The organism is Sporofaciens sp. JLR.KK001, assembly GCF_036941055.1.
Lineage (GTDB): Bacteria > Bacillota > Clostridia > Lachnospirales > Lachnospiraceae > Sporofaciens.
Window position 1 is genome coordinate 65,911 of record NZ_JAYMNO010000001.1, and the last position, 13,318, is coordinate 79,228.

At 47.2% G+C, this 13,318-nt stretch carries 12 protein-coding genes; 6 read left to right on the top strand and 6 right to left on the bottom strand.

Annotated elements, in window-relative coordinates; all coding sequences use genetic code 11:
- Nucleotides 1–175 precede the first annotated feature (175 nt).
- The 4 genes from VSQ62_RS00370 (at nt 176) to VSQ62_RS00385 (ending at nt 5,312) form a co-directional block, all read left to right on the top strand.
- Nucleotides 176–859, top strand: coding sequence for a response regulator transcription factor (locus VSQ62_RS00370; RefSeq protein ID WP_334632578.1), 684 nt, complete (start codon nt 176–178; stop codon nt 857–859).
- A complete protein-coding gene (locus VSQ62_RS00375) occupies nt 856–1,896 on the top strand; it encodes a sensor histidine kinase (protein WP_334632579.1) in 1,041 nt (346 codons plus the stop codon). Before VSQ62_RS00370 ends, VSQ62_RS00375 begins: the two co-directional genes overlap by 4 nt.
- Before the next feature lie 168 nt (nt 1,897–2,064).
- A complete protein-coding gene (locus VSQ62_RS00380) occupies nt 2,065–2,730 on the top strand; it encodes an ABC transporter ATP-binding protein (protein ID WP_334632580.1) in 666 nt (221 codons plus the stop codon).
- A gap of 14 nt (nt 2,731–2,744) precedes the next feature.
- On the top strand, nt 2,745–5,312 hold the full coding sequence (locus VSQ62_RS00385) for an ABC transporter permease (protein ID WP_334632581.1): 2,568 nt from the start codon (nt 2,745–2,747) through the stop codon (nt 5,310–5,312).
- Nucleotides 5,313–5,749: 437 nt separating this feature from the next.
- Here the strand turns inward: VSQ62_RS00385 and VSQ62_RS00390 are convergent, their stop codons facing one another.
- Genes VSQ62_RS00390 through VSQ62_RS00415 form a run of 6 tightly spaced genes read right to left on the bottom strand, consistent with a single transcriptional unit; the run spans nt 5,750 to nt 11,063 of the window.
- On the bottom strand, nt 5,750–7,354 hold the full coding sequence (locus tag VSQ62_RS00390; RefSeq protein WP_334632582.1) for a hypothetical protein: 1,605 nt from the start codon (nt 7,352–7,354) through the stop codon (nt 5,750–5,752).
- Nucleotides 7,335–8,060, bottom strand: a complete 726-nt coding sequence (locus VSQ62_RS00395; protein ID WP_286082534.1) for an ABC transporter ATP-binding protein — start codon at nt 8,058–8,060, stop codon at nt 7,335–7,337. Before VSQ62_RS00395 ends, VSQ62_RS00390 begins: the two co-directional genes overlap by 20 nt.
- A 15-nt stretch (nt 8,061–8,075) precedes the next feature.
- The gene (locus VSQ62_RS00400; RefSeq protein ID WP_334632583.1) at nt 8,076–8,837 is read right to left on the bottom strand and encodes an ABC transporter permease; all 762 of its coding nucleotides are present in this window, start codon (nt 8,835–8,837) and stop codon (nt 8,076–8,078) included.
- Nucleotides 8,834–9,730 (bottom strand): ABC transporter ATP-binding protein, encoded by an 897-nt coding sequence (locus VSQ62_RS00405; RefSeq protein WP_334632584.1) that lies wholly within the window; start codon nt 9,728–9,730, stop codon nt 8,834–8,836. The genes VSQ62_RS00400 and VSQ62_RS00405 overlap by 4 nt, the downstream gene beginning before the upstream one ends.
- Nucleotide 9,731: 1 nt before the next feature.
- Nucleotides 9,732–9,938, bottom strand: coding sequence for a PLDc N-terminal domain-containing protein (locus VSQ62_RS00410; protein ID WP_502957702.1), 207 nt, complete (start codon nt 9,936–9,938; stop codon nt 9,732–9,734).
- A gap of 9 nt (nt 9,939–9,947) precedes the next feature.
- A complete protein-coding gene (locus VSQ62_RS00415; RefSeq protein ID WP_334632585.1) occupies nt 9,948–11,063 on the bottom strand; it encodes a helix-turn-helix domain-containing protein in 1,116 nt (371 codons plus the stop codon).
- A gap of 207 nt (nt 11,064–11,270) precedes the next feature.
- On the opposite strand from VSQ62_RS00415, the gene VSQ62_RS00420 reads away from it, so the two are divergent.
- The gene (locus VSQ62_RS00420) at nt 11,271–11,930 is read left to right on the top strand and encodes a TetR/AcrR family transcriptional regulator (protein ID WP_334632586.1); all 660 of its coding nucleotides are present in this window, start codon (nt 11,271–11,273) and stop codon (nt 11,928–11,930) included.
- Nucleotides 11,931–11,941: 11 nt separating this feature from the next.
- Nucleotides 11,942–13,291 (top strand): MFS transporter, encoded by a 1,350-nt coding sequence (locus VSQ62_RS00425; protein WP_334632587.1) that lies wholly within the window; start codon nt 11,942–11,944, stop codon nt 13,289–13,291.
- Nucleotides 13,292–13,318 lie beyond the last annotated feature (27 nt).

Here is a 13,318-nt window from a genome sequence, read left to right on the forward strand (position 1 = left end):
TCATAACCTATTCCGCAAGAGTACAGACAATCTTTTTATGGTCGAACAATAAATAAGGAATTTGTGACGGCTTCGAAATAAACATGGCTCATGTGAGATTTCTGTGACATTTGGGTGATAATATTATATAATCCGATATAATCAGGAGAAAAATATAGTAAGGGAAGGTGAACATATGAGGATTTTAGTGGTGGAAGATGACCATCTTTTAAATAGTACGCTTTGCTATAATTTATCTGCGGGCGGTTATAAGGTAGATTCGGCGAAGACAAAAGCAGAAGCAGAGCAATGCTGTGAAGAACAGACATATGAACTGGCCGTTTTGGATATCAATCTCCCGGATGGAAACGGGTTTGCATTATGCCAGAAGCTGAAAGAAAAGTATCCGGATACTGCTGTAATCTTCCTGACTGCAAATGATATGGAAAGCGACATGTTAAAAGGATATGAGTTAGGGGCAGATGATTATGTGACAAAACCATTTCATATCAGTGTATTCCGCAAAAAGGTTTCTGCTCTGCTTGCGCGGATACAGAAGCAGACCGGCGGGGATACTTATGACGACGGGAATCTGTCTGTTCATTTCTCTGAGATGACGGCAGCCTTCTCAGGAGAACCGATTAATTTTACTTCCATGGAATACCGCCTTTTGAAGGTACTGATACAGAACCCGCAGACTGTCCTGACCCGTCAGATACTTCTGGAAAAACTGTGGGACTGCGAACGTAATTTTGTAGATGAGCATGCCCTTACGGTTGCCATAAGCCGTATCCGCAACAAGATAGAGCGCGATGGATCTCAATATATTAAAACCGTTTATGGCATGGGATATATGTGGATTGGGGGCCGAATGAAATGAACGCAATAAACGTTTCTGTAAATAAAGCCTGTGCGGCGCTCCTGGGTATTTTCTGTACACTTTCTGCCTGTGTGCTTGCAGGCTTTTATCTGCTGACAGGGCAGGCCGAAGTGCTTCTATTGGGCCTTCTTTACATTTTTCTTGTGCTTGTCTGCGGGGCTTTGTTTATCGCACTGATCCGCCAGAAGCTTCTTTTATTCTCAGATACCCTTTGCCAGCAGTTAGACCGGATGGCAGAGGGAGAGACAACTCTGCTTGAGAGCGTGCTGGAGGAAAACCTGTTCTATAAGATTAATCACAGGGTGGTAAGGCTTTATGAAATAATGCTGAAAAACCGCGACAGCATTGCAAAGGAAAGGTCTAAGCTTAAGGAGTTGATTTCTGATATCTCTCATCAGGTTAAGACGCCCATCACAAATCTTAAGATGGTAAATATAACAATGCTTGAAGAGCCTATGTCAGAGGAAAGACGAACCAGATTCCTGATGGACTGCGGGACTGAGCTTGACAAACTGGATTTCCTGATGCAGGCAATGATAAAGACTTCCCGCTTAGAGACAGGCATCATCTCTCTGGAGAAGAAAGTGCAGCCTGTTTATGATACGCTGGCGTCGGCTCTTGGGAGCATCCTGTTTCATGCGGAAAAAAAGCAGATGGAAGTCTCTGTGGATTGTCCCGCCAATTTAAAGGCCTATCATGACCGGAAGTGGACGGGAGAGGCATTGTTTAATATTCTGGATAATGCTGTGAAATATTCGCCGGAGGGAGGCAGGATAGATATCCATGTTGAAAGTCAGGAATTATATCTGAAAATTGATATTGCAGATACCGGAAAGGGAATACCGGAAAATCTGCATGGAGCGATTTTCAAACGTTTTTACAGGGAAAATGACGTGCATGATACCCCGGGGGTTGGTATCGGTTTGTATCTGGCGCGGGAGATTATTACGATGCAGGGCGGTTACATGAAAGTTGCATCGGAAGTGGGAAAAGGTTCTGTCTTTTCAGTTTTTCTTTTGAAAGAGAGGAATGCTTAGCCGTTCTGTTCTCTTCATTACTGCCGAAATGTCACTGAATTGTGAGATTTCAAAGCCAAATTGTTGAAAAGTCTTTGTTTCCGGTGAGATTTCTGAGAGGTTTGACTGTTATGATATGGTTAGAAACGTGGAAAGACGTTTCTTAATTATCAGAAAGGACGTGAACCTATGAGCATTTTGCAGACGACAGATTTAAAAAAATATTATGGCGAAGAGCCCAATATAACCAAAGCATTGGACGGGATTACCCTTAACATCGGACAGGGAGAATTTGTGGCCATCGTCGGAACCTCCGGAAGCGGGAAGTCTACCCTGTTAAATATGATGGGAGGTCTGGATAATCCGACCTCCGGCAGTATCAAAGTAAAAGGCAAGGAATTATCCCAAATGAAAGACGAGCAGCTTACGATTTTCCGCAGGCGCAATATCGGTTTTGTCTTTCAGAATTATAACCTGGTTCCGATTCTTAATGTATACGAGAATATTGTGCTGCCGGTAGAACTGGACGGCGACACTGTAGACCAGAAATTCATGGAAGATGTGGTAGGGCTGCTTGCACTTGATGACAAGCTGAACAGTATGCCGAATAATCTTTCGGGAGGACAGCAGCAGCGGGTGGCGATTGCCAGGGCGCTTGTGTCAAAACCTGCAATCATCTTGGCAGACGAACCGACCGGAAATCTGGACAGCCGGACCAGCAGCGATGTCTTAGGGCTTCTGAAAACCACAAGCTATAAGTTTGACCAGACCCTTGTGATGATTACGCATAATAATGAGATTGCCCAGCTGGCTGACCGTATTGTCCGTATCGAGGACGGCAGGATCTCGGAGTAAGGAGGGGACAGAGGATGAATGATATTCTATTTGGAAATAATAATCAGGCTGTGTTAAAACGGCTATCGGGGCGGTATTTTAAGGCGAACAAGAACAGAAATATGATTGCCGTGATTGCGATTGTTCTGACGACGACCCTCTTTGCTGCGATTTTTACTCTGGGCTTTGGCATGATGGACACCATCCACGATCAGAATATCCGGAAAGCGGGTGGCGACGGTCAGGCTGTGTTAAGCTATATTAATGACAATATCTATGAGGATGTGAAAGGGAGTCCTCTCATTGACAGGATTGCCTATACGAAATGTATTTCCTATAAGCTCAAGAACCCGGGACTTGAAAAATGGCGGGCAGAAGTCTGGTATATGGACGATACGATGCTTGACTTTGCGCGATATGAACCGACAGAAGGTCAGAAGCCAGCAGCGGACCGGGAGATCATGGCAGATACGAAAACGCTGGAGGCGCTGGGGATACCGGCCAGAATTGGTGAGACAGTTTCTCTGTCCTATGAGATGAAAGGGAAAGAATACCAGACCGATTTCACACTGTGCGGTTTTTGGGAAACAGACAGCCTGAGCAATGTAGGGAGGCTGCTTGTATCAAAGGCTTTTATGGACAGTCATGCAGAACTTGACGGCTATACCCATACGGTAGGCGGTGATTATACCGGTTCTGTCGCAGCTTATATCATGTTTAAAGGAAACGGGGACCCAGAGGCAAAATTGCAGCAGCTCCTTTCTGAAACAGGATATACATGCGACACAATGGGAGGAAGCGCAGAAGATCCGAATTATATTATTGCAAGGGTCAGTCCGGCATATACAGGAGGAAACCTGCTTGAAAATCCTGCCATGCTTATTTCCGGAATTGCAGGGATTCTTCTCATCATTGTGGCGGGGTACCTGATTATATATAATATTTTTCAAATATCTGTGATACAGGATATCCAATCTTACGGGCAGCTTAAAACGCTGGGGATTACAAAACGTCAGATTAAGAGGCTGATTTCCGGCCAGGTACTGCGGCTTTCGCTGATTGGTATACCGATCGGGCTTTTGTTTGGATTTTTGATCGGACGTGCGCTGGTGCCTTTCCTGATGAATGGAACCAGCTATACATCAGAGGCGGGAATCAAGGTGACGGCCAATCCTTATATTTTTATCGGCTCGGCATTATTTGCCCTGATTACAGTTTTCATCAGTGTACGCAGGCCTGCCAGAATCGCGGGAATGGTGTCTCCGATTGAGGCAATCCGGTATACGGAAAATGACCCTGGAGCCTTTGGGAAGAAGAGTACGGATAAGAAGTCAACAAAAGGGGCGAAAATTCATCGAATGGCTTTGGCGAACCTGGGCAGGAACCGCAGACGTACCGTGCTTGTTCTGGTATCCATGACGCTGAGCCTGGTGCTGTTCAATACCGTATTTACATTAGCGGCAGGATTTGATATTGACAAATATATTTCAAAATTTATGGATGTGGATTTTTTGATTTCTTCTGCAGATTATTTCCAGTATCGGTTTGAAAGAAGCGAGTATGAGCTGTCGGAGTCATTTATAGAAGCGGTGCGGCGGCAAGACAGTTTTGAAGACGGCGGCCGGCTTTACACGTCGCGGATTCTGGAGGAAGCATTCTCCGCCTCCAGTCAGGCGTTTGCCAACTATAATAAGGATACTGACGGGAACCCGTATGTTGATTTGTACGGGGCGGATGAGTTCCTGTTTGATTCTATGGAGGTCATAGAGGGAACAATAGACTGGCAGGCGTTAGCATCAGGAGATTATGTTCTGTTTAATGTTGAGTGTGATGATAATGGAAACGTGATCGACAATCCGGAGGTGAATGTCGGGGACAAGATACATTTCAACCATCTGAATGTGGATGGCACACATATTTCCAGAGACAGAAGTTTTGACCTTACGGTTATGGCGAAGGTCCGCACAAATGAGAATACGGCTACTACCCGTCACACGGGTGCGTCGAGATTCTACCTGCCGACAGAACGTTTTCGGAAGCTCTGCGATACCCCTCATCTGGTCGGTTTCCCATTCAATGTGAAAGACGGCAGGGAAACGGAGATGGAAGAGTTTCTGGGCAGTTACGTGGAAAATGCAGAACCGAATATGGATTTTGATTCCAGAGGAACCTATAAAGAGTCCTTTGACAGTCTGACTTCCTTAATCGTTACAATCGGCGGTACGTTGAGTGTCTTGATTGGCTTTATCGGAATAGCAAATTTTATAAATTCCGTACTGACAGGTATTCTTACGCGCAGGAAGGAATTTGCCATGTTACAGAGTATCGGTATGACGGGGAAACAGCTAAAAAGTATGCTTTCTTATGAAGGGCTTTATTATGCGGCAGGGACAATCGCTGCGTCTGTAGTCTTCGGAGGATTCCTTTCCCTGGTGATTGTAAGGGGGATATCCTCCAGCATCTGGTTTTTCACATATCACTTTGTGGCGTGGCCGATGTTGGTTTTATATCCGTTCCTTTTCATTCTGACTGTGACGATACCGGTCGTTGTATACAGGAGGATGGTCAGGGCGAGCATTATTGAGCGGCTGCGCCTTAATTGACAGCCGAATATGAATGATATTTTATGCCCGCGAGCAATGAACCAAGCGGGCATAAATCTTTTATTAGTATAATCATGAGAAAAAATATATATTCATATGTCTCGTCATTTTTGTGTGTATATGTAAACTCATATATTTCGTTTGACTTATAATACTTTTCCGGCGCCTGTATTTCCTGGATAAAATCGGGTTCGGCCAATGCAAGAGTGGTTGTCTGGCCGGCATATGTAAGCGAAGAATCTTCATATACAAAGCTTACCGAATCACTCCCATTGGCCGATGTAAGTTTTTCTCCAGATTTATGAATTTATTTCCATACCATATCTTCCGCATTCTGGAAATACTTTTCTATCGAAAATGGTTCCGTTGTTAAGTTGTGCTGAGGCAGCCATGTGCCGACGACTCTCCAAAGACGAAATATATCAATCCTGTTTTCCTCAAATTCCCCGCAAATCCATGCGGTTATTTTTTCGGTACAACAACCATGCAATCCCCAAAACCAACACACACAGAACCGTCTCATATCCACCAAGATATCCTCCCGGAACCACACAGGCGCCCGCGCCGCCAAGAACCGCAAGGACAGCCCCGCCCATGCCGCCAAGTATGGATGAAGCGCTCTGCTTGACCACGCTTACTTCATTCTCCCAATCCATAACCGGGAAATGCAGGTTTATGGTAATCCCGTATATACAGGCAAACAAAAGGATCACCACCGGAATCACTGCCAGCCAGAAACCTTCCTGTATCCCGGGCCTTAATGCTAAGATTAAGAAAACCTCTGACAGGAGATAAAAAGGCAGAACCAGTATCAAATTCATCAGAATCTTCGCGTCAAGGATCGTTTTCGTCGGCAGCGGCAGGCTTTTGACGAGCCACCAGTTCTTCCCCTCCATAGAAACAGAAGTCGCCGCAGTGGTCATCATACAAAAAGTAGCTGCCAGCAGGAATGGCGCAATCCCCGCCAGATCAACCGGAACCGGCAGTATTTCCTTAATCCTCTCCGTCCCTGTAAAAAGAAGCGCCCCCGATATGACGCATCCCAGGATCGGCCCAATCAGCGTATTGGACACATAGATACTGGATGCAAAATACCGTCGGAATTCCTTTCTGCACAGAGAAGCCAGCGCCGAATCCGCTTTCAGCTCTCCCACCTGATAATTATGCTTTGCCGCCGTTGTATGCAGGTTCCGGCAGATGGACTGAAAACAGGCGGATACGATCGCCGCCGCTGTAGCAAATACAGCCAGAAACACTCCCGTATACATCAGGCACCGGCCGAATTCCCCCTTTACAATCGCCGTTCCAAGCCAGACGGCAGGCGGATAGCAGTCCTCCAGCACGGCCGAAACCATCCCTGACAGTTCCGCTATAATCTCCATGCTTTCCATCCCTTCCATAGCCGTAAGCCGTGAAGAACCAAACATAACCGCAAAAGCTAACAGAAGCGTCAGCGCTGACGCAGCCAGGCTTTTATGCCTCATCCTGGCGGAAATACCTGAAACCAGCGCCCCCGCAAGGATAGCCCCTGTCATTGGCAATAACGGCACGGACCAGATTCCAAGAAACGCGTTCCAATAAAATGCTGCCTCCGGCCTCACTGACCAGGCATATACTGCGATCCCCGGAATCAGTATCAGACCTGCCAGCAGCATATTTTCTGTATACATGCGCAGAAACCGGCTGATTACTATCGCGCCTTTCGTTACAGGCAGGGCGGATACCATATCAAATCCCTGTACCCGGAATATGATGCTTCCCGCCTTTAAGACTCCAAAAATAAAAATCAGGATACTGGAAACCGCGATCAGGCATGAAATGATCTCCGCTTCCGCCCCAAGCCGAACCAGGCCGTAGGAAAGACCGCCCACGTAAAAAAGCATCAGCATAATCAGGAACGCCCATAGAACGGACAGCAGTACCGCCCTCTTTTTCGCACGCCTATCCTTAGAAAACCGTAAAACATTGATGCCAAAGAGATTACAGAGCTCCAGCCTTGCCATAATCTTAATCTGTTCCAAACTAATCTGTGCCGGCATCATTTACCACCTCCATAAAAATGGACTCCAGAGTTCTGCCCTGCTCCACGACCTCCTCCATACTGCCGGAGGCAACCAGACGCCCGTCTTTGACCATCGCTACCTTGTTGCAGAGCTTTTCAGCCACCTCCAGCACGTGGGTGGAGAAGAATATGGCGCCCCCGCTGTCACAAAGCTTCCTCATCATACCCTTCAGGACAACGGCTGCTTTCGGGTCAAGCCCGACAAAAGGCTCGTCCAGAATCAATAGCTTTGGTTCATGCAGCATCGCAGATATGATTGCAAGCTTCTGCTTCATGCCATGGGAATAAGAGGAAATCAGATCCCCAAGAGACGCCGTTATCTCGAATTCATCCCCGTATCTTTGAATCCGTTCCTTCCTGTCTTCTGCTGAAACTTTGAAAATATCGGCAATAAAGTTCAGATACTGGATACCTGTCAGATACTCATACAGATCCGGATTATCCGGAATATAAGCCGTTACCTGTTTGCAGGCAAGGGGAGCCTCCCGAAGGTTCCTACCTCCGATCCTAATCTCACCGGTTTCATAATCATGAATACCGGCAATGCACTTTAACGTAGTAGTCTTTCCGGCTCCGTTGTGTCCAATAAACGCATAGATATCCCCCGGTCTCACATGAAGGCTTAGATCCGAGATCCCCTTACTGCTTCCCTTATAATGTTTCGTCAAATGATTGATGATAAGCATAACTCTCCTCCCATTCTACAACTGTTTCCGGTTAAAACAACCGACAGACAGTACCATACACAGCAAAACCATTAGCCCCACTCCCGCTATGTTGGCATAATAATCTTCCGGGCTTTTGACCCTTTGTAAAAGCTCCATTCCCCTCAGCAGCCTTGCCGGAAGAAAAGCGTCAAGCTTCGGGAACACAGAAAGAAGATAAACGCCCAGCGCCGTCCCGCCGGTTCCTAGAAGTACCTGGGAACTGCTTTTTGACACCGCGGAAAAGAAAATCAGAAGCGCGGCTGCCCATATGCCAAACAGCCACGTACAGGCGACAGCAAAGAACAGGTTCCCGGCAATCCCGTTATCCCAGAAATATGCGTTGTAACCATAAGTAATCCCAAAACAGACCGCATACAGCACCGTCCAGGAGCCATATAAGAATACCGCCTTCGCCGCCAGGACGCTTTGGCGTGACAGTCCTTTGGTTACGACAGGAATCAGCGTGCCTTTCTCGTACTCTGCGGTAAAATTTCCACCGACGATCAGGATGAAAATGATCAACCCTATTGGGATATTTTTATAAAACTGCGTCCAGGAGGTCATGGCATCCACCTGGACGGCTGTCGTCACAAGCCCCGTATCCGCCAGGGAATCCGATAAGGCTTCCATAAGCCAGGGTGTAAGCTTCGCCAGGGCAGGATTCATAATCCCAAATAATACGAAAACCAGCATCAGAATCCACGACCGCCCGGTCCGATTCCATTCCATCCATTCTTTTTTCAGAAATGCATTCATTTGCCTACCACCTCCATAAACAGGTCTTCCAGATCCGCCTCCTGCCGTTCGATACGCATAACCGGATACCTCCTGTCCGCAATCCAATGCAGAAGCTCCGGAAGCCTCTCTGCTTCCTCTAAGAGAAGGCTGTTCTTCCCAGCAGCCCTAAGAAACGGAAATGCCTGCCGCAAAGCTTTTGTATCTTCCGGCTGCTCCATCTCCACAGTCACCGCCGAAGCTTTCTTAAGCTTACGCACCTCATCAAGAGAGCCCTTAAGGGCGATCTTCCCCTCGTGCAGAAACGCCATCTCATCACAGATATGCTCCACATCCGACAGAATATGGGTGGAGAACAGTACCGTTGTCTCCTCCTTTGCCGCTGTCAGAATGTCCAATAATTCCTTCCTGCCTGCCGGGTCAAGAGCCGAAGTAGGCTCGTCGCAGATCAACAGCTTAGGTCTGCCAAACAGGGCTTGCGCAACCCCAAGGCGCTGTTTCATGCCCCTGGAGAATCCTTTGATCCGGTGTTTCTCTTTTTCCAGCCCCACCAGACGCAGCAGCTCTTCACAGCGGCTTTTGATCTCTTTTACCGGCATGCCAGAGATCTCACCGCAAAAACGCAGATATTCTGACGGGGTCATATACGGGTAGAATTCCGGCACATCAGGCAGATAACCGATAAGCCGGTTTGTCGGTGTGTTTCCGTAGCGGACCGGCATTCCATTCACGGTAATCTCTCCGCCGCTTACGGCCAGAAGCCCCAGAATCATCTTCATAGCCGTGGTCTTTCCGGCGCCGTTTTGTCCCACGAAACCGTATACCGTATGCTCCGGGACGGAGAAACTGACATCACGGAGCACCTGTTTTCCTCCGAAGTTTTTTGCCACATGGGAAAGGGATAACATCTCCATCTCAGTTTTCCTCCCTTCTCAGCAGAAAATAAAGGATTGGTCCGATAAACTGCATCCCAATTAACGTAATCACAATCCATAAGGCCCGGCTGCCGTGCCTGTATGTTTGATGTGTCAAAATATGGTGGAGCGTATAGATCAGCAGCACAACCTCCACAATCGCCAGCGGAATTAAAAAAGGTAACATTTCATTTATATCAGGCATCATTTTCTCCTCCTACTTACTCGTAAAATGCTGCAGCATCCTTTGAAAATCGGGGTTCTCTTTGATTCCCTCAAAGGCCGGATGACCGAATGCCGCCTGCAGATTCCGGAAAATGAATTTCCTGCTTCGGGGAGCCATATCGCCTAGCGGAAGGGTTTCAATCCATGCGTCCAACCGATCAAAATAATCATCCCCGTGGAGCGTCAGCTTCTCTGCACATAAAAGTCTGTCAACACATTTTTGAAAAGAGCGGAGGGCCTTAAGCGCCCCTTCTTCCTCCCCGTTCAAAGCATACACTACCGCTGTCTGGTAATGGAACTGCGCCGCCACATTCGGATGAAGCCGTTCCAACCGGTATTGTTCTATTACATTTCCAATCCTGCATATGGTCTCCTGGCATCTCTTGAAATCATCCTGGTATAAAGCCAGGGATATCATGGCATCACTCACCAGATTCAGCAGATCCAGATATTCTCTTGCCTGAATATAGCCTCTGGCTTTCTCAGATTCTCCTTCCATCTGGTAAGCCTGAACCAGCAGCGCTCCATCCTGCCCTGCAAGGCGGGTAGGGTCTGACATCGGCTCCAGCATAGCAATCGTTTCTTTTGCTTTCCCCAGTTGGAGGCTTAAGCCTGCTTTCAAAACCAGGGCATCACTGCACACGCCTACGTCGCTGCAGTTCTCTAAGATATGGTCGCACCACGAGACTGCCTCCTCCAAAAGCTTCGCCTGTTCCTCTTTTGACTCTGCCAGCATATAATGGTTCCAGTACAATACAATAAGCTGGAGAAGGAAAGGATGGCAGGAATAGTACCGCCGGGCCAGGTTACGGGTTTTTTCTATTGCCTCATGAAAAGGCCGCTTCGCAAAATCTCCCACGAGCTCCCCATAGAAACGGCGGATCTGTTCTCTGGAGAGCTGGGCTTTATACCCGATCAGCTCATCTATCGTCATGTCAAAAAATGCGGAAATCTGGAGCAGAAGCATCAGATCCGGCGTACTCTGGGCATTCTCCCACTTAGATACGGACGCCTTGGTCACTCCCAGGAAATTCGCCAGTTCCTCCTGCGTAATCTTCCGCTCATGCCTGAGCCGGATAATATTGTCCGATAATTTTAGTCTGTCCATGTTATTGTCTCCTTATCATCTCTTGTATTACATCTTTTCTTCATTATAATAAATAAAGGATTTCCTATCAATTGAGCAGCATTCCACTTTTTTGCCAAAAAGTCAACCATAGAGAAATGTGCGCCATAAAGGACGTAAATATTGACATCATTTCCAAAAAGTGATAGTATTACTATCATAAAATAAAAAAGACAGGAGATGTACCTTATGGGCGAATCTAAGATTCGAAAACAGCAGATGGAGCAGCGTACACAGCAGATAATCCATACTGCCCTGAAGCTATTCTGCGAAAAAGGGATTGAAGATACATCCGTGGAGGAGATTGCCAAAGCAGCCGGTGTCGGCCCCGCCACGATCTACCGCTATTTTGAAACCAAAGCAGAGCTTGCGATCTCGGCAGGAATTGCCTACTGGCAGATGATCGCCGGAAAATATCTGGATTCCCTGTCCCAGGAAGCATATCAGAAACTGAACGGCATCCGGCAGATAAAATGTATTTTCCAGATCTTTACAAAGATTTTCCAGGAAGAATTCCTATTTCTAAAATTTCTCCAGGAATTCGATATCTTTGTCCAAAGATATCATATTTCAAAGGAACGGCTGGAAGAATATGAAGAATATATCCTGAATCTGAAACCTTATATGACTAATGCTCTGGAAAAAGGCCTTAAGGACAAAAGCCTGGCCTTTTCATACACCATAGATGAAGTATACTTTTCCGTAACGCACACGCTTCTGAGCCTGATGCAGAAACTGGCATGCAATGGACACATCCTTTCATCAGACGAACGAGTCGATCTGGCCTTACAGGTAGAGATTGCAGGCAATCTTCTCCTTAACGGGCTTGGCAGTAAAGAATCACAGTAAGGAGGATGCATATGAAATCACTATCTACAGGTAAAATATGGCTATTCGCGGCCGGGCAGTTCGGATGGTCCTTATTGTCAGGTCTGATTTCTAACTGGCTCGTATACTTTTATCAGCCGGATGAAGCCTCTGTCGCACAGGGGCAGACACTGTTTATTCCCCAGGGACTGGTTATTCTCGGAATCTTTACGGTCATCGGCGGCATTACCGCCTTCGGACGGCTTTTTGACGCGTTCACAGATCCCTTAATTGCATCCCTGTCGGACCGCTGTACCTCTGAACATGGCCGGCGTATCCCGTTTTTAAAATGGGCCGCCCTGCCCCTTTCTCTGTCTACCGTGCTTATATTCTGGTCTCCGGTCAATCAGAACAGCTGGATCAATGCCGTTTTCCTGTTCGTGATGGTAATGGTATATTATTTGTCAATCACGGCTTACTGTACGCCCTATAATGCCTTGATTCCGGAATTAGGGCACAACCAGCAGGAACGCCTGAATATTTCCACAATCATTTCTTTTACTTTTATTGCCGGAACCGCAGTTGCCTATCTGGCGCCGGTAATCTGGGGAGCTTTCATCCCGGTATTGGGTCGTGTAGGCGCAATCCGCGCGACGTTCACGGTTATGGCTGTCATCGCATTTTTCTGTATGCAGGTGCCGGTCTGGTCAATCCGTGAAAAAGAATATGTGGATACTGTTCCCTCACAGGATACCGCGTTTTCCTCCCTCGCTTCCACATTCCGGAATCGGGAATTCCTGAAATTCGTCGGGTCGGACATCCTGTACTGGATTGCCATTACCATGTTCCAGACAGGTCTTCCGTTCTTCGTCACTAGCCTGCTGAAACTTCCGGAAACGATGACCACACTTTATTTTGTCGGTATGACCGCTTTGTCACTGGTATTTTATATTCCGATCAATAAGCTGGCGCCGAAACTTGGCAAGAAAAAGCTGATATTAACGGCCTTCGTGATTTTTTCGTTCTCATATCTCTATACCGGCTTTCTTGGAAGGATCTCTGTAATCTCTGCAAATGTACAGGGTCTGATTCTTATGGTTACGGCTTCCTTACCTATGGCGGTCTTTGGGATCCTTCCTCAGGCAGTGGTTGCCGATATTGCCCAGAGCGATGCGAAACGCACCGGAAGCAACCGTGAGGGGATGTTCTATGCTGCAAGGACTTTTGCATTTAAGCTGGGCCAGAGCCTCTCCATGCTCCTGTTTACAGCGGTTTCCACGGTTGGGGATTCCTTGGGAACGGGTTACCGCATTGCAGCGTTTACGGCGGCATGTTTCTGCTTTTTAGGCGGGATTATCTTCCTGTTTTATGATGAACACAAAATCAGCCAAGATATACGGTAGGAACTTGCCATACATGGTCATGACTGC

What these genes read in the sequence shown, in the direction of transcription:
- VSQ62_RS00370 (WP_334632578.1), top strand. Translation starts at nt 176, where the DNA reads ATGAGGATTTTAGTGGTGGAAGATGACCATCTTTTAAATAGTACGCTT.
- VSQ62_RS00375 (WP_334632579.1), top strand. Translation starts at nt 856, where the DNA reads ATGAACGCAATAAACGTTTCTGTAAATAAAGCCTGTGCGGCGCTCCTG.
- VSQ62_RS00380 (WP_334632580.1), top strand. Translation starts at nt 2,065, where the DNA reads ATGAGCATTTTGCAGACGACAGATTTAAAAAAATATTATGGCGAAGAG.
- VSQ62_RS00385 (WP_334632581.1), top strand. Translation starts at nt 2,745, where the DNA reads ATGAATGATATTCTATTTGGAAATAATAATCAGGCTGTGTTAAAACGG.
- VSQ62_RS00390 (WP_334632582.1), bottom strand. Translation starts at nt 7,354, where the DNA reads ATGATGCCGGCACAGATTAGTTTGGAACAGATTAAGATTATGGCAAGG.
- VSQ62_RS00395 (WP_286082534.1), bottom strand. Translation starts at nt 8,060, where the DNA reads ATGCTTATCATCAATCATTTGACGAAACATTATAAGGGAAGCAGTAAG.
- VSQ62_RS00400 (WP_334632583.1), bottom strand. Translation starts at nt 8,837, where the DNA reads ATGAATGCATTTCTGAAAAAAGAATGGATGGAATGGAATCGGACCGGG.
- VSQ62_RS00405 (WP_334632584.1), bottom strand. Translation starts at nt 9,730, where the DNA reads ATGGAGATGTTATCCCTTTCCCATGTGGCAAAAAACTTCGGAGGAAAA.
- VSQ62_RS00410 (WP_502957702.1), bottom strand. Translation starts at nt 9,938, where the DNA reads ATGATGCCTGATATAAATGAAATGTTACCTTTTTTAATTCCGCTGGCG.
- VSQ62_RS00415 (WP_334632585.1), bottom strand. Translation starts at nt 11,063, where the DNA reads ATGGACAGACTAAAATTATCGGACAATATTATCCGGCTCAGGCATGAG.
- VSQ62_RS00420 (WP_334632586.1), top strand. Translation starts at nt 11,271, where the DNA reads ATGGGCGAATCTAAGATTCGAAAACAGCAGATGGAGCAGCGTACACAG.
- VSQ62_RS00425 (WP_334632587.1), top strand. Translation starts at nt 11,942, where the DNA reads ATGAAATCACTATCTACAGGTAAAATATGGCTATTCGCGGCCGGGCAG.